This window comes from Paraburkholderia tropica (genome assembly GCF_914484835.1).
GTDB classification, from domain to species: domain Bacteria; phylum Pseudomonadota; class Gammaproteobacteria; order Burkholderiales; family Burkholderiaceae; genus Paraburkholderia; species Paraburkholderia tropica_A.
In genome coordinates this window covers 18,949-34,202 of the sequence record NZ_CAJZAR010000078.1, presented here as the reverse complement: position 1 = coordinate 34,202, position 15,254 = coordinate 18,949, and the positions used below count along the sequence as shown (strand labels likewise).

Annotated in this window: 10 protein-coding genes and 1 pseudogene; 3 read left to right on the top strand and 8 right to left on the bottom strand. The window is 67.8% G+C overall.

Annotated elements, in window-relative coordinates; genetic code table 11:
- Positions 1-24: 24 nt before the first annotated feature.
- The 6 genes from LDO54_RS29220 to LDO54_RS29195 form a co-directional block, all read right to left on the bottom strand.
- Positions 25-2,055 (bottom strand): EAL domain-containing protein, encoded by a 2,031-nt coding sequence (locus LDO54_RS29220; RefSeq protein WP_224014576.1) that lies wholly within the window; start codon positions 2,053-2,055, stop codon positions 25-27.
- Between the two features lie 339 nt (positions 2,056-2,394).
- On the bottom strand, positions 2,395-3,228 hold the full coding sequence (locus LDO54_RS29215; RefSeq protein WP_224014574.1) for a hypothetical protein: 834 nt from the start codon (positions 3,226-3,228) through the stop codon (positions 2,395-2,397).
- 89 nt (positions 3,229-3,317) lie between these two features.
- A complete protein-coding gene (locus tag LDO54_RS29210) occupies positions 3,318-4,811 on the bottom strand; it encodes a DUF1254 domain-containing protein (protein WP_224014572.1) in 1,494 nt (497 codons plus the stop codon).
- Positions 4,812-4,949: 138 nt separating this feature from the next.
- Positions 4,950-6,440, bottom strand: a complete 1,491-nt coding sequence (locus LDO54_RS29205; RefSeq protein WP_224014570.1) for a DUF1254 domain-containing protein — start codon at positions 6,438-6,440, stop codon at positions 4,950-4,952.
- Between the two features lie 314 nt (positions 6,441-6,754).
- Positions 6,755-7,699 carry a 2-hydroxyacid dehydrogenase gene (locus LDO54_RS29200; RefSeq protein ID WP_224014568.1) on the bottom strand — a complete coding sequence of 315 codons (945 nt, stop codon included), beginning with the start codon at positions 7,697-7,699 and terminating at the stop codon, positions 6,755-6,757.
- Between the two features lie 105 nt (positions 7,700-7,804).
- The gene (locus LDO54_RS29195) at positions 7,805-8,848 is read right to left on the bottom strand and encodes an AraC family transcriptional regulator (RefSeq protein ID WP_405045062.1); all 1,044 of its coding nucleotides are present in this window, start codon (positions 8,846-8,848) and stop codon (positions 7,805-7,807) included.
- Between the two features lie 246 nt (positions 8,849-9,094).
- On the opposite strand from LDO54_RS29195, the gene LDO54_RS29190 reads away from it, so the two are divergent.
- Entirely contained in the window at positions 9,095-10,147 is a 1,053-nt protein-coding gene (locus LDO54_RS29190; protein WP_224014566.1) for an NAD(P)-dependent alcohol dehydrogenase, read from the top strand.
- A gap of 329 nt (positions 10,148-10,476) precedes the next feature.
- Positions 10,477-11,433: a LysR family transcriptional regulator gene (locus LDO54_RS29185; protein WP_224014564.1), complete on the top strand. Its 957-nt coding sequence runs from the start codon at positions 10,477-10,479 to the stop codon at positions 11,431-11,433.
- Here LDO54_RS29185 and LDO54_RS29180 read toward each other — a convergent pair.
- A pseudogene (locus LDO54_RS29180) lies at positions 11,427-11,966 on the bottom strand (C39 family peptidase); the annotation flags it as partial. The gene LDO54_RS29185 and the pseudogene LDO54_RS29180 overlap by 7 nt on opposite strands.
- A gap of 535 nt (positions 11,967-12,501) precedes the next feature.
- Here LDO54_RS29180 and LDO54_RS29175 point away from each other — a divergent pair.
- Positions 12,502-13,356, top strand: coding sequence for a helix-turn-helix domain-containing protein (locus LDO54_RS29175; protein ID WP_224014562.1), 855 nt, complete (start codon positions 12,502-12,504; stop codon positions 13,354-13,356).
- 27 nt (positions 13,357-13,383) lie between these two features.
- On the opposite strand, the gene LDO54_RS29170 is transcribed toward LDO54_RS29175, so the two are convergent.
- Positions 13,384-15,252: an ATP-binding response regulator gene (locus LDO54_RS29170; protein WP_224014560.1), complete on the bottom strand. Its 1,869-nt coding sequence runs from the start codon at positions 15,250-15,252 to the stop codon at positions 13,384-13,386.
- Positions 15,253-15,254 lie beyond the last annotated feature (2 nt).

Here is a 15,254-nt window from a genome sequence, read left to right as displayed (position 1 = left end):
GGTGAAGCACGTGCCGCTACGGCCTCAAACCGCGAGCGGCACCGCCGAAATCGCGTTCATCAGACGCGCGAGCGCGGCCTGCCAGGCCTCGCTATGCCGACCGCCCTTCACGAGCGCATGCAGCATGTCGCGCTGGAGCGTGTCGCGTTCCGCGCCCGCCGGGAGGATGTCGCCGAAGCTGATGAGCGCGTCGGCGAGCGCCGTGCGGGCCGCGGCGTCGTCCGTGTCGAGCAGGCCGCGCGCGGCCTCGGGCAGCGTCGCGAGAATGAACGCGCGCTCCTCCCAGACCACGAAGCGCGCGAGCCGCGTGAGCACGCTTTCACCAGCCGGCGCGAGCGGTGCGCGCGCCGCGCGCTCGATCCAGTCGAGCAACGGGTCGGCGGGCATCGGCCGGGCGATTTCATAGCCCTGCGCGCCATCCACGCCGAGTATCGCGAGCGCCTTGAGCAGATCGGCGGAATCGACGCCTTCGGCCAGCACGAGCTTGCCGAGCGAATGGCCGAGACGCGTGATCTGATACACCACGCGCAGCGCGTCGAGTGCCGTGCCGCCCGCGATATGCGCGATTTCGCGGTCGATCTTGATCCAGTCGAAAGGCAATTCGCGCAGCCGCGCGAGCCCGCTATGGCCCGAGCCCAGATCGTCCTGAGCGAGCAGCACGCCGAGCGCGCGGAACTTCGCGAGAATCGCGCGCTGTCCCTGGCTCAGCGAAATCGATTCGTTCTCCAGAACTTCCAGCGTGACGCGCTCGCTGGGGCACGCGTGCGTCTCCAGCGCCTCGCGGGCCGCATCGAAATAGCGCAGATCGTTGAGCGCTGCAGGCGGCAGATTGACCGAAATTTCCAGATCGTGACCGGCCGCGAGCCAGCGCGCGCGATCGTCGAGTGCCTGACCGAGACCGCGCGTGAACAGCGCGAGCAAATCGTCGGACGACAAGGCGAACAGGAATTCGTCGGGCGTCAGCAGACGCTCGCCGTCGCGCAGACGCGCGAGCGCTTCGACCTTGCTCACCTGGCCGTTGGCGAGATTGAGCAGCGGCTGGTAATACATTTCGAGCGCGCCGGTGCGCACGAGCGCGGCCCAATGCTGACGCACGCTCACCGGCACCGCGCCGCCATGCAGCCCGTCCTGGGTCTGCAAACGCGAGGCGACGCAGCCGAGCAGCGTCTGCAACAGTTCGATGAAGGCCACCTGGTCCGGTCCGACGAAACCGCCCGGATACGCGCTGAACAGCATGACGATGGCGATCGGCGCATGGCCCGGCGCGGCGATCGGAATTGCCACCGACGAACGCAGGCCCTCGCGCGCGGCCACGTCGCGCCAGCGCTCGACATGCGTATCGGTCTGGTAGTTGACGACGCGCTCGGCCTTGCCGCTGCGCCAGGCGCGCCCGACGGCGCCCTGTCCGTCCGGGTGATCGGCGCGCACGCTGATCTCGTGGCCGTGCGCGGTCAGCACGGCGACCAGGCCGCCCTCGCCGCTGCCGCCCGCGCCCGCTTCGAAATGGAAAATGCCCGCTTCGTCGGGCCGCCCGATCGCGCAGGCGGCCACCTCGTCGTGACCGCCGAGCGCGCCCACGAGCTGATCGATGAAATGCGTGTAGCTGCCCGCCTCCCAGACGATGCGCGTGATGCGCTGAAGCACGTCCTGCTGCGAGTCCTCGACGGACTGGTAGGCCTTGAGCTGCCAGGCGGTGTCGCTGTTGAGGCGGCGCGCGTAGAGCGACAGCGCCTGGCTGCCGACATCGCGGCCAATCAGCTTGTCGAGCTGATCCTGGAGGATGCCGCGGCTGCGCACGAGCTCCTCCTTGTCGAGCCCGACGATCGCATGAATGCGGCCGATGCGCATCGCCATCGCGGCGTGCTCCTTCGAGCTGAGGCCGGGATCGGCGAGCGCGAGCAGATTCTGGATCTGCCGGTCCTTGAGGTGCGCGAGTTCTTCCGCCGACAGCATTTCGAGGATGCGCCGGGACTTGGGCAGACGCGCCAGCTCCTCGTAGAAGCGGTTCACCACGAGGGCGGCCGATTTCCGCAACGCCTCGATCAAAGTTTGCATGCGCCCTTCTGCCTGTTGGGTCCCTGCCGGGAAGTCGGCCCTCCGCGCGGCGCGCAAAGCGGCGAGCGAAAACCCTCGCTCCAGGCTGAATCATACGGCATGCATCGCCGTCCGGCCGTGGCCTGGCGTACATAGTGCGTGGCCCGGACGCCGCGCGGGTGGCGGTTGGTGGCGCGAGTTTGGCGGGACGGGGCGTGAATTACGGCGTTACGAGCGGCATCAAAAGTGGCATCACAGCCTGCATGACGACCGGTATGACAAGCGGCGCTACGAGCAGCGTCGAGCGCGGCATGGCGCGCACGAAAGCCGCGCGCCATGCCGTGTCCCGCCCGCGCGCGCCTACTTACCGAAGGTCATGTTCAGCCCGGCGAAGATCTGCCACTTCGGCACGCCCGCGCCCGAATGCGCGACCGAATATTGCGGCTCGACGAACACGTTGTAGATCGTGCCGCCCGCCTTCCACGCCTTGCCGCCGCCGAGGCCCACGGGAATGTAGTACGCGCCGTGCTGGAGGTCGAACGTCCAGATGCCCGTCGAGCGGATATACCAGCCGTCCGGCAGATTGAAAATGCCGAAGGGCTGCGCCGTGAGCGACTGCACCGTGGGCCGGCTGCTTTGCCCCGCGAACGAATGCTGCCACTGCACCAGCGCGCCGAGCAGCCGCGCGCGCGATGCGTCCACGACCACCGCCGCGAGCCCGGCCTGCCACTTGCCGGTGCCGAGCGCGGGATCGGTGGCCGTGGGCGCGGTCACGAGCGGGCCGATGCCGATCTGCGTCGCGCCCTGGCTCACGAGGAAAATGTCGAACAGGTTGAGGTCGCCGAGACCGGTGTTGTAGCCGCCGGTCGGATCGGGCCGCGTGCTGATGGGCGCGGTCAGCCGCAGGATCTGCGGCACCGGCACGAGTCCGTTCGGCCCGAGCGGCAGCGTGCCGCGCAGCAGCAGATCGTTCGTCACCGCGCTCGATCCGTAGAGCGACGGCGCGAACATGTTCTGCACGTTGAACGACGCCGCGAGATTGAGCGGATTGTTGCTCTTGTTGGCGTTGTCGGCGGCGGAGTTGGCCTGGCTTTGGGCCACGGCCTGCATCGAGACGAGCGCGCCCGCCAGCGCGATCGTCGAAACCAGCGCGGCCTTACACCGCCGCGCCTCGGGTAACGTGCTGCGTTTCATCTGTCGTCCCCCAGAGTCCTGCGCCGCGTCCGTTGCGCGGCGCTTCGAGTCGCTCCCTGCCGTCTCCTGTGCGTTGCGCGATGCGCGCTTCAGCCCGCCGCCGCGATGTCGGGCAGCTTCCAGCTACGGTCGAACCACGGCTGCAGCGGCCCGTACAGGCGGAAAATCGTGAACCACGCCTTGCCCGGAATCGTCTGCACCCAGTTCGATTCGTGGCCCGCGGGCGCGCTCGGCCCGAAGTACACGTCGACCGAACCATCGGCGTTCTTCTTCAACGCTTTTTCGCTCGACAGGCTCGGGAACGGCTGGTCGGTTTGCAGCATCGAGCGCGTCTGCGTGTCGTAGACCACCACCGACCAGAAGTCCTTCACCGGCACGTTGGCGGGCACATGCAGCACGTACGGCTTCGCGCCGTCGAACGGCTTGCCGCTCGCGTCGAGATTCGCCGCCGCGTACTGCGAGCCGATGCCCGGCATCGCCACGGCCATCGCGGGCGTGTCGATCGTGGCGGCGTAGAAGAACATCGTGCGGGCGTCGAAGTTGCGCGCGCCCCGGTCGAGCCATTCGTAGCTGCCGCCGATGAACGGCGTATTCCAGTGGCCGTCCGGGTAGATGAGCGCCGCGGGATTGCGGTTGGCGAAGTCGATCGAGCGCGCGGTGGCGTTGCCGACCGCCACGGCGTCGGTGAGGATCGCCTTCGTGCGCGCGTCGGGCGCCCACGGCTTGCCCTTGACCATGCCGATCGACGCGAACAGGCCGGTCATGTCGGGGCCATACGCGCCCGCGGGTTCCTCCTGCACGATCTGATTGATCTCGTCGTAGAACGCGATGTTGTTCGCATGGACCGTGTTCATCACCTTGCCCGACAGGTCGATGAAGCGCGTCGGCGGCGGCGCGGACGCCTGCGCCAGCGGATACACGCGCAGCCCGGCCTTCAGGCTCGCGACGCCCGGCTTCGGGTCGCCGTTCTTCATGAACGCGCGGCCGAACAGCAGATTGCCGAAGGTCGGCGACTTGATGACGATATAGCCGCTCGCGGGCAGCGCGCCCGTGTAGCCCGGCGGCACGAACAGATATTTGCCGCCGCGTCCCTTGTCCGGTCCCGCGTTGCCCATGTCGGTCACGTAGCGGAACCAGAAGTCGTCCACGACGCCGAGAATATTCGGCGGCGTTTCCACGACCATCGGCCCGTCCTTCAGGTCCATCCAGTTCCAGAAGTAGACGGTCTCCGAATTGGGCGTGAGAAAGATCGACTTCGAATCCATCAGCGATTCGAACACGCCGACTGTGCTGCCGGTCGCGCCCGCGTCGCGCAGGCCCTGGCGGATCGCCGCCATCGACGCGCCCGGAATGCCGTTGAGGAACGCCTCCACGCCGCGCATGAAGAGCAGGTTGTCGTAGACCTTGTCGGCGGTTGGCGGCGTGGGCACGCCGTCGAAATAATCGAGGCGGCCGATGCGCGTGTCGACCGACGCGGGCGTGGTGATCTGCGGCGGCGTGGGCGTGGTCATCCTGTACGTCGCGGGCGTGGACGTGCCCGTGCAGGCCGGGAGCGCGAGGACGGCCAGTAGGGCCGCGCTCATGCCAGACGCGAGCGACCTGGACACGTTGGGGAAGTCGTCAAACATAAGCTCTCCGAACTTTATGCAAGCGATGTGCAGCGATGCGGGAACGCAGGATGAACGAAGCGGCGGCGTTTGCGGACGCCGCCTGCGCGCCGTTCAGGACAGCGGCGTGATGTCGTCCGGCTTCCAGCTCTTGTCGAAGAACGGCTTGAGCGGGCCGTAGAAGCGCAGCAGCGTGAACCAGCCCTTGCCCGGCACCGTGCGGATCCAGTTCTTCTCGTGGCCCCTGGGCGCGTCCGGGCCGAAGTAGATGTCGATGGAGCCGTCGTCGTTCTTCGCCGGGCCGGTGTACTGGCTGACCGTCGGGAACGGCTGGCCGTTGTCGAGCATCGAGCGCGTCTGCGCGTCGTACACCACCACCGACCAGAAGTTCTTCACCGGAATGTTCGCGGGCAGATGCAGGCGATAGCTTTTCGCGCCGTCGAGATACTGGCCGTTCGCGTCGCGCGGCGTCATCGCGTATTGCGAGCCCGCGCCGACCACCTGCGCGACCATCGCGGGCGACATGCCGATCGCTTCATACGCGAAGCCCGCACGCCGGTCGGTGTTCAGATAGCCCTGCGAGTCCCACGTGGCGCTACGGCCCACGAACGCCCATTCCCAGTGGCGGTCGGGATACATGAGCCGTTCCGGGTCGCTCGAAGCGAAGGTGTTCTGACGCGCGATCGCGCCGCCGAGCTTGCCAGCGTTGTCGAGCAGCGCGCGGCGCGCGGCGTCGGGCGCGAACGGCTTGCCCTGCTCGATGCCGATCGACGCCATCTGGAAGCGGTCGATGGTCGGCACGACGTCCTTCGGCTCGCTCGCGATGAGGGTGGCGAGGTCGTCGAAATACTGGAAGTTGTCGGAGAACAGCGTGTCGATCGGATGCGTCGAGCCGTCGATGAAGGTCGTGGCGGGCGGATGCGCGGCCTGCGCCAGCGGATAGACGCGCGTCTGCTTCATGAGCGCCACGGCGGGCGCGGTCTTGCCTTCGACCATGAAGCCGCGCAGCCCGAGCACCACGCGATACGTGCGCGAGCGCCTGACGATATAGCCCGGCGGCACCTTGCCCGTGTAGCCGGGCGGCAGGATCAGGAATTTGCCGCCTTGGCCCTTGTCGTCGCCGGTCGGGCCGATGCCGGCCACTTCGCTCTGCCACAGATCGGATGCGCCGCCGAGCAGATGTGGCGGCGCTTCCACGACCACCGGGCCGTCGCGCTTGAGGTCGAGTGCGGCGAGCGCGTAGACGGTTTCCGTATTGCCCGTGAGCAGCAGCGTGCGGGCGTTCATCAGACTTTCCCAGATCACGATCTGGTTCGGCGTGGCGGCGCCTGCCTCGTTCGTGCCTTTCCAGACGCGATACCACGACACCGCGGGCATCTGCGCGAGATAGACCTCGACGGCGCGGTTCAGCGCGAGCGTGTCGTCGAGCTTGCGGCCCGCGTCGGCGGTGGGATAGCCACCGACGAAATCGAACGAACCGGCCGGCGTGGCGAGCGTGCCCGTGCCGGCCCAGCCGTGCGCATCGGTGGCGGCGTCGGGCGACGATTGTGCGAAGGCGCCGGCGCTCAGCGCAAGCGCCGAAGCGCCGGCAAGCACGGCACGCATCAGGCATTTTTTAGACGGGACGGCTAACGCAAGCGGACGGTTTTTCATCGTTATGTCTCGTTCCAGGGGCGTTGCGGTGGACAGGCATCACGCGATGCATTAGCGACGCGATGCGGAGGCAGTATGACGGAAAACGCGAGAAGCTATGTCGGAGTATGTCGCCCGAACTGGCGGATGACCATGCGCTCAGTCAAGCGCGCCACAGCCGGACTGGGTGCGCACGCGACCTTATGCAGCACACATGGATCGGCATGCGCGGCGTGGCTGAACCGGTGAACGAAATGCGCGAAGAAAACGCGCGGGGACGCGCTCCGTCAGAGCGGCGTAACAAGCGCTTCGCCCGCAAAGTGGCGCGTGGCGTTGTCGATGAAATTGCGCACGGTGGCCGCGCGCACGTCGGGCGACGTGCCGGCCGTGTGCGGCGTGAGCACGATGTTGTCGAGCGCGACGAGCGCCTGCGGCGGCTCGGGCTCGCCTTCGTAGACGTCGAGGCCTGCGCCCGCGAGGCGGCCTTCGCGCAGCGCGTCGGCGAGCGCCGCCGTATCGACCACGCTGCCGCGCGAGACGTTGACGAGAAAGCCTTGCGGACCGAGCGCGTCGAGCACGGCGCGGCCGATCAGATGTTCGGTCGACGCGCCGCCCGGCGTCGCGACCACGAGGCAGTCGCTCCATTGCGCAAGCGCGAGCGTCGACTCGAAGTAGCGCGCGCTCACGCCCTCGCGCGGCGAGCGATTGTGATAACCGACCGGCATGTCGAAACCCGCCGCGCGCTTCGCGATCTTCGCGCCGATATGCCCATAACCGAGGATACCGAGCTTGCGTCCCGTGAGCGTGGGCCGCATCGGCAGCGCGTCGCGCCAGACGCCCGCGCGGCAGGCGGCGTCGAATTGCGGAATCGCGCGCAGCGCGGCGAGCAGCAGCGCCATCGCGTGGTCGGCGACGCAATCGGCGTTCACGCCCGCGCCATTGCTCAACGCGATGCCGCGAGCGCGCGCGTGATCGAGCGCGAGGTTCTCGTAACCCGCGCCCAGCGCGGCCGCGAATTCGAGCGCGGGCATCGCGTCGATCTCGTCGGCCGTGAGCCCGGTCGTGCCGTTCGTGAGCACCGCGCGCACCGTGGCGCCCTCGCGCGCCACGGCCTGCGCGCGTTGCGGCGCGTCGGGCGCGTACAGCACCTCGAAGTGCGCGGCGAGCGCGGCGCGGTCGGTGTCGGTGAGCGGGATCAGCACGAGCAGGCGCGGCTTCGAGACGGCGTTCATATCGGCCTTAGGGTTCTTTACGTCGGTTTCGTTACGCTACGTTTTTTCGTTCGACACACTCAAATGATTCGACATCCGAATCAATCTGCGACTTCAAGCGCGCTATCAAAGCGCCGACACATACCGCTGCACCACCTCCACACGCGGCGCGACCGCTTCGGCCGCCACGCGCGCGCGGCGCATCTCGTCGGCGGGCGTGCAGCCGAACAGGCGCTTGAATTCGCGGCTGAACTGCGAGGCGCTTTCGTAGCCCACGCGCACGGCCGCCGCGCTCACGTTCATGCCGTCGTGCGTGATCAGCAGACGCGCGTGATGCAGGCGCGTGGTCTTCACGTACTGCATCGGCGAGGTCGACGTCACCGCCTTGAAATGCGCATGAAACACCGCGAGGCTCATGCCCGCTTCGGCGGCGAGCGTCACCACGTCGAGATCGCCGCGATAGTCGGTGTGAATGCGGCGCAGCGCCTTGGCGATGCGGCCGAAATGCTGCTGATGCGTGAGCGCCGCGCGAATCGCATCGCCCTGCTCGCCCGTGAGCACGCGATAGCAGATCTCGCGCACGATCGACGGCCCGAGAATGCGCGCGTCCGCGGGCTGCGCGAGCGCTTCGAGCAGGCGCAGCACGGCGTTCGAGAGCGGCGCGTCGAGCGGCGTGGCGTAGATGCCCGAGGGCTCGGAGACGGCGCTGCCGCGCGTGTCGTTGAGCGCCATCAGCAGCTCGGCGACCAGCGTCAGATCGACGCGCACCGAGATCGCGAGAATCGGCTTCTCGGGCGAGGCCTCGGTCTCGCATTCGAACGGCAGCGGCACCGAGAGCACGAGATATTGCTGCGCGTCGTAGATGAACACCTGATCGCCGAGAAAGCCGCGCTTGCGGCCCTGGCAAACGATGAAGATGCTCGGCTCGTACATGACCGGCTTGCGCGGATGGCCTTCGCTGCCGCGAAACAGGCGCACGCCGTCGAGCTGCGTCTCATGCGCGCCGTCGCGCTGCGTGAGCTGCATCATCAGCTCGACCACGCGGCGCTGCGTGGCGTCGTCGGCATGCACCACGGGCGCGGCGCTGGCGCGCGAGACCAGCGGCGTCGAAATAAGCGGCGCGAGCGCCGCGCCGTCTGCATCGACGGCCTCGATGTGTGCTGTTTTCATGACAGTTGCGCCCCTAAATTCATCGGGACGGAAAGAGAATCAGGCTTGCCAATCTATCACCGAATGCGCGCGCGCGTGGTTCGCCAGGAGAATCAGGCAAGTCTTCGATAGATTCAGGTATTCCCTGGGTGGGGCGCGATCCTTACGATGGGAACCCTGCCGCAACACCCCCGAACGCGACGCTCCGAGCGTTGCGTTTCGGCGTTTGCGCCTGCCTAGCCACTCAGCCTCAGGAGTCACCTCACTATGTACAAGACTTACGGATACGCCGCACAGGACGCCGGTTCGCCGCTCGCCCCGTTCGAATTCCAGCGCCGCGACCTGCGCGAACTCGACGTGCGCATCGACGTGCTGTACTGCGGCGTGTGCCACTCCGACCTGCACCAGGCGCGCAACGAATGGCGCAACACGATGTTCCCGGTGGTGCCGGGCCACGAGATCGTGGGCCGCGTCGCCGAAGTGGGCACGGGCGTCACGAAGTTCAAGACTGGCCAGCTCGTGGGCGTGGGCTGTCTCGTCGATTCGTGCCGCACCTGCGCGAGCTGCGGCGAAGGCCTCGAACAGTATTGCGAAAACGGTTTTGTCGGCACCTATAACGGCAACGACCGCGTGAGCGGCGACGTCACCTACGGCGGCTACTCGACGCAGCTCGTCGTCGACGAAGCCTTCGTGCTGCGCGTGCCGGAGAACCTCGACGCCGCCGCCGCCGCGCCGCTGCTGTGCGCGGGCATCACGACCTACTCGCCGCTGCGCACGTGGGGCGCCGGTCCCGGCAAGAAGGTCGGCATCGTCGGCCTCGGCGGTCTCGGCCACATGGGCGTGAAGCTCGCGCATGCGATGGGCGCGCACGTGGTGCTGTTCACCACGTCGCCCTCGAAGATCGAAGACGGCAAGCGCCTCGGCGCCGACGAAGTCGTGATCTCGAAGGACCCGGAGCAGATGAAGGCGCACCTGAACAGCTTCGACCTGATCGTGAACACGGTCGCCGCGCCGCACGACCTGAATCCGTTCATCGAACTGCTCAAGCGCGACGGCACGCTCACGCTGGTGGGCGCGCCCGAGCACGATCACCCGTCGCCGCAAGTGTTCAACCTGATCTTCAAGCGCCGCCGTCTCGCGGGCTCGCTGATCGGCGGCATCGCTGAAACCCAGGAAATGCTGGACTTCTGCGGTCAGCACGGCATCACGTCCGATATCGAAATGATCAACATGCAGGACATCAACGACGCCTATGAGCGCATGCTCAAGAGCGACGTGAAGTACCGCTTCGTGATCGACCTCGATTCGCTGCGCAAGTAAGCCCTCCGCGCAAAGACGTAACGCCTTGCCCCGCCGGGCCGTCCGTTCGGACGGCCCGTCCAGCCCTTCCGCATCGAGGCCCCCGCGCCTCACGCCGTACCCCGCATTCGAGCCGGCGCAGCCGTACGCAGTTCGTGACATTGTCGCGCGCCGCCATTTAACCGTGATCGTCCTGCAACCGCCGCGCGCCTGATCCGCGAGACGCCGGCGCCGCGAAGCGTCGTTCGAGCCGTCTGTATTCGCTCGTGCGCGCCGCGCGGCTCACCCTTTTGCAGCAGCCACGCGGAATTCGCTCTAGCCGTACCCGACTGACTTATCAGGAGCTCGCCGTGATCGACCGCATCCAGGCGATGCGCACGTTCGTCCGCATCGTCGATACCAACAGCTTCACCAAAGCCGCGCAGTCGCTCGACATGCCGCGCGCCAGCGCCACCACGCTGATGCAAAGCCTCGAAGCGCTGCTCGGCACGCAATTGCTCGTGCGCACCACGCGCCGACTTTCCTTGACGCCCGAAGGCGCCGCCTACTACGAGCGCGCCTCGCAGATCCTCGCCGACATCGACGAGGCCGAAGCGAGCGTGCGCCAGCAGCCCGGCGCGATCGGCGGCCGCCTGCGCGTGGAGATGCCGGGGCTGATCGCCAACGCGATCGTGCTGCCCGCGCTCGACGATTTCCACGCGCGCTATCCGCAGATCGACCTCGTGATCGGCGTGAGTCTGCGCAATGTCGACCTCGTCGGCGAAGGCGTGGATTGCAGCATCCAGCTCGGCGAACTGCCCGATTCGAGTCTCGCCGCGCGCCGCCTCGGCCTGCTCGAACACGTCACCTGCGCGAGTCCGGCCTATCTCGCGCGGCGCGGCGCGCCCGCCACGCTCGACGACCTCCCGCAGCATCCGGTCGTGAACTTTCTGTCGCCGCAGACCGGGCGTCCGTACGAGTTCGATTTCGAAGTCGACGGCAGCCCGACCAAGGTGAAGGTGGACGGCTTCGTGCATGTTTCCGACGAATTCGCCTATCTCACCTGCGGTTTGCAGGGCTACGGGCTGATCCAGCCGCCGCTGCTCGCGGCGCAGCCGTATCTCGACAACGGCACGCTCGTGGAGGTGCTGCCGCAATGGAAGCCGCTGCCGACGCCGGTCTCGGTTGCGTTCGTGAAGTCGCGCCAGCTTTCGCTGCGCGTGCGCGTGTTCGTCGACTGGCTCGCGGAGCTGTTCGAGGACGCGGGCGCGCTCAACCGCGATCTGTCGCGCGTGCGGCAGTTGCTGGAGGGACTGCAGCCGGCCTGATACGGCGCGACGCCCGACGGATTGTGGAACCAGACGCCGTCGTCGTCGCGGCCGTGCACGAGAATCAGATGGCCGCCCTGCTGCGCGTTGTCGCGCTCGGGATAGCGGATTTCGGGGCTCACCGAGACGATCGCGAGCGTGTCCGGTCCGAGCCGCGCGGCGCTCGCCTCGATACCCTCGTCGGTCATCACCTCGACGCGCACGCCATAGGCCGCTTCGGCCCAGTCGGCGAACGGACGGTAGATGAGGCCGTCCACGCCGCCGTCCTCGCGCATGCGGTAGCAGCCGTGGCGCAGCGCGTCGTCGAGCATCGCCGCGCGCGGCGCGTGGGCGATGCCCCAGTAATCGAGCGCCGATTCGAAACAGGTCAGCCCGCACAGGCGCTTGGCCCAGAAGCGGTAGTCGCCCGGCTGCGCGAAGCCGCTCGCGCGCCAGCCCGGGTCGTCGCAGGGATCGGCGTCGTCCTCGACGATGCGCGCCACCCACTCCGGGCTGCCCCACTGGCTGTAATACGGCACGCCATGATGGCGCAGCACGGCGCCACGCCGCGCTTCGAGCTTCGCGCCGGACAGCTCGTCGCGCAGTGCGTCCGCATGGGCTTCGCGTTCCGCACCTTCATTCGCCGCGCCATTCACGCCGGCGTTTACACGTCTTTCGTTCATAGTGGCTCGCTGTAGTGGCCCGCTGTAATGGCCCGCTGCGGTGGTTCGTTGTAGTGACGCGTTCCAGTGGCCCGGAAACGTGCTTGTCGTGCCCCAATCGGCCCGACCGGGCGCGCGCACGGACGCAGCCAGGCCACGCACGCAGCCCCGCCCGCCGATTTCGCGTAAAACGGCCATTGTCGCAGACGCTCCCGCGCGTGCATGTGACCTCGCACTTACGTCATCCCTGCTGTGGCCAACATTTGTATACAAAAACCATGAGCCATTTGTTAAATGATGCGTTTAGAATATTGTGCGCCCGCGTGGCGGCTCGACGAGATTCCGGTCGCCATGCCCGGGGCGCACAATAGCTGGCTTCCAAGACTAGCCCCAAGCCCCTTCGATCCCCCCCCTTTTTTATCGCCGTATGTCGAACGTTGCACACTCAACCGATTCGGCCACGGTCGCGGAGCGCGTACGCGAGCTGATGAGCCGTCACGGCATCGGCAAACGTCAGCAAACGACCGAGCTGTGCCGGATTCTTGACCTGAGCTTTTCGCAGGGGCACCGCAAACTGCGCGGCAACAGCCCGTGGACGCTCGCGCAGATCAAGAAAGTGGCCGAAGCATTCGGCGAGCCGGCGGGCCAGCTGTTCGGCGGCCAGTTGCTCGATCCGGGCATGGTCGGCGCGAGCGCCCAGGAAGCGCTGCTGTGCGTGAGCGCGGCGGAGCTGCCCTGCACGGCCTGGATCGGCGCGCCTGTGGAGCCGGGCGGCCGCCCGGACTTCGTCGCCTACGAAAAGCAGGGGCAATGGCGCGTGGTGCGCCCCGACGGCGCGCTGTATCAGAACGCGCGCGAAGTGCACAAGATCGAGATCTATCCGCGCCGCGCCGAGGCGGACAAGCCGCTGATCGCCGTCGTCGACGACGATCAGGCGTCCGCCGACAACCTGCGCGACTATCTGGAACACAGCGGCTACACGGCCCACGCGCTCTACGGCCTCGCGGCGTTCGGCGAAGCGCTGGAGCAGCACGTGTTCGACGGCGTGGTGATCGACTGGCTGTTCGGCAGCCAGACCGCCGCCGACGCGATCCGCCAGGTGCGCGCCTCCGAGAATCCCGAAGCGCCGATCTTCGTGCTGACCGGCGAACTGCTGACCGGCAAGGCGAGCGAATCGGAGATCAGCCAGGTGGTGCGCCATTACAACGTGGCCTGCTACGAGAAGCCGGCGCGCATGGCGATTCTGGTCGCCGACCTCGGCAAGCGCCTGAACCGTTCCTGAGCGCGGCCCGGCTCGAAGCCTTCGCTGCTACCCCTGAATCTGCGCCTCGCGCGGCGCGCTGAGCGCGCGCTGTAGCGCCGCGCGCAGCACTTCGTAGTGCAGCGGCTTGGCCAGCGCCTCGAAAAAGCGGCTTTCGCCCTCGGCGGCCAGGCTCGCCAGCGCGGCGACGTCGGCGCTCACGGCGATCACGCGCGGCGCCGCCGTCAGCCCCACGCTCTTGCGCGCCTCCAGACCGGCGAGAAACGCGTAGCCGTCGCGGCCTGGCATGTGCAGATCGAGCAGCACCACGTCGCAGTGCGATTCGCCGAGCAGCGCGAGCGCGCTGTCGGTGTCGCTGGCCGAGCGCGCCGCGTAGCCCATGTGCGCCACCATCTCGCAGAGCGACTCGCGCACCAGCGGGTTGTCGTCCACCACCATCACCTGCGGCGGCGCCCACAGCGCCTGCATCGGCTGCGTCTCGGGACCGGCGACGGGCGGCTCGATCGCGGCGACCGGAATCGTCACCGTGAAGGTCGTGCCCTCGCCCACGCGGCTGTCGGTATCGATACGCCCGCCGAACAGCTCGACCAGCCCGCGCACGATCGCGAGCCCCATGCCCGCGCCCTCGTAACGCCGCGAGCGCGACGTGTCGAGCTGCGTGAACTCCTTGAAGATCAGCGGAATCTGCGCCGCCGCCACGCCCGGCCCGGTGTCGCTGACGATGATCGACAACGTCTGCGCGGGCGCCGTGGTGGCGCGCGGCAGCACGCCCGGCGCCGGCCCGCTGAGCGCGAACTCGATGCTCACCGAACCGCGCTCGGTATAGCGGATCGCGTTGGTGACGAGGTTGTTGGCGATCTGGCGGATGCGGTGCGGATCGGCCAGCACGCCGCGCGGCGCGCCGCGCCACGCGTGCGCGAAGCTCAGGCCGCGGGCGTGCGCGGCCTGTTCGTTTTCGTCGACGATCGATTGCAGCAGGTCGCGCGGATCGAACTCTTCCGGGCGCAGTTCGAGCTTGCCCGCGCCGAGCCGCGCGTAGTCGGTGAGGTCCTTCATCTGCGCTTCGAGCTGGCGCGCAGCGGTTTCGAGCCGCCCAATCACCTTGCGGTCTGCCTCCGAATGCGAGTTGAAGCCGAGCAGTTCGATCGACGAGACGATCGCGTGCAGCGGCGTGCGCAACTCGTGGCTGATCATGCCGAGGAACGCGTCCTTCGCCATGCTCGCCTCGCGCGCGGCGCGGGTCGCCTGATGCTCGGCTTCGAGCGCGGCGTGCTGCTGCCGGATCAGGCGCGTGCGCCGGTAGCCGTTCATGACGAGCAGCGCGGCGGCCGCCGCCGACAGCACGAGCAGCACGAGGCCCGCCGCGAACAGCTCGCGGCGCTTGGCGATGAAGTCGCGGCGGATCGCCTCGCGCTCGGTCACGTCGGCGAAACGGCGGTTCAGCGCGAGATCGGTGACGGCGCTCCAGCGCGCGTCGAGCGCCTCCAGCATCGGCACGGCGCGCTCGGGATGCTCGGGCAGCGTGGCGATTTCGCTGTCGAAGGTCGCGATGGTCGCGTCGATCGCGTTGAGATCGTCCTCCTGACGCTTCATCAGCCCCGGCGTGGCCGCGAGCGAGCGCGTCGAGCCCTTCATCACGTTGAGCTTCGATTGCAGGACTTCGTAGCGCAGCCGCACCTTGTCGATATCGCGGTCGATGCCGTCGGCGTAGATCAGCAACTGGCTTTCGAAGCGCGAAAAGGCGAGCTGCATCTGCGCGGCGTCCCAGTAGAGGCCGTCGTAGTTGCCGGTGAGACGCTGCACGACCTGCGGATTGAGCAGGTTCGCGTAGAGCAGATAGCCGACCGCCGCCACGGGCGGCGCGAGCGCGACGACCCAGATCAGCACGTGCAGCAGGCGGCGCAGCGGGCGTTGCATGG

Coding starts and splice junctions, on each gene's coding strand:
- LDO54_RS29220 (WP_224014576.1), bottom strand. CDS start 2,055: ATGCAAACTTTGATCGAGGCGTTGCGGAAATCGGCCGCCCTCGTGGTG.
- LDO54_RS29215 (WP_224014574.1), bottom strand. CDS start 3,228: ATGAAACGCAGCACGTTACCCGAGGCGCGGCGGTGTAAGGCCGCGCTG.
- LDO54_RS29210 (WP_224014572.1), bottom strand. CDS start 4,811: ATGAGCGCGGCCCTACTGGCCGTCCTCGCGCTCCCGGCCTGCACGGGC.
- LDO54_RS29205 (WP_224014570.1), bottom strand. CDS start 6,440: ATGCGTGCCGTGCTTGCCGGCGCTTCGGCGCTTGCGCTGAGCGCCGGC.
- LDO54_RS29200 (WP_224014568.1), bottom strand. CDS start 7,699: ATGAACGCCGTCTCGAAGCCGCGCCTGCTCGTGCTGATCCCGCTCACC.
- LDO54_RS29195 (WP_405045062.1), bottom strand. CDS start 8,848: ATGAAAACAGCACACATCGAGGCCGTCGATGCAGACGGCGCGGCGCTC.
- LDO54_RS29190 (WP_224014566.1), top strand. CDS start 9,095: ATGTACAAGACTTACGGATACGCCGCACAGGACGCCGGTTCGCCGCTC.
- LDO54_RS29175 (WP_224014562.1), top strand. CDS start 12,502: ATGTCGAACGTTGCACACTCAACCGATTCGGCCACGGTCGCGGAGCGC.
- LDO54_RS29170 (WP_224014560.1), bottom strand. CDS start 15,252: ATGCAACGCCCGCTGCGCCGCCTGCTGCACGTGCTGATCTGGGTCGTC.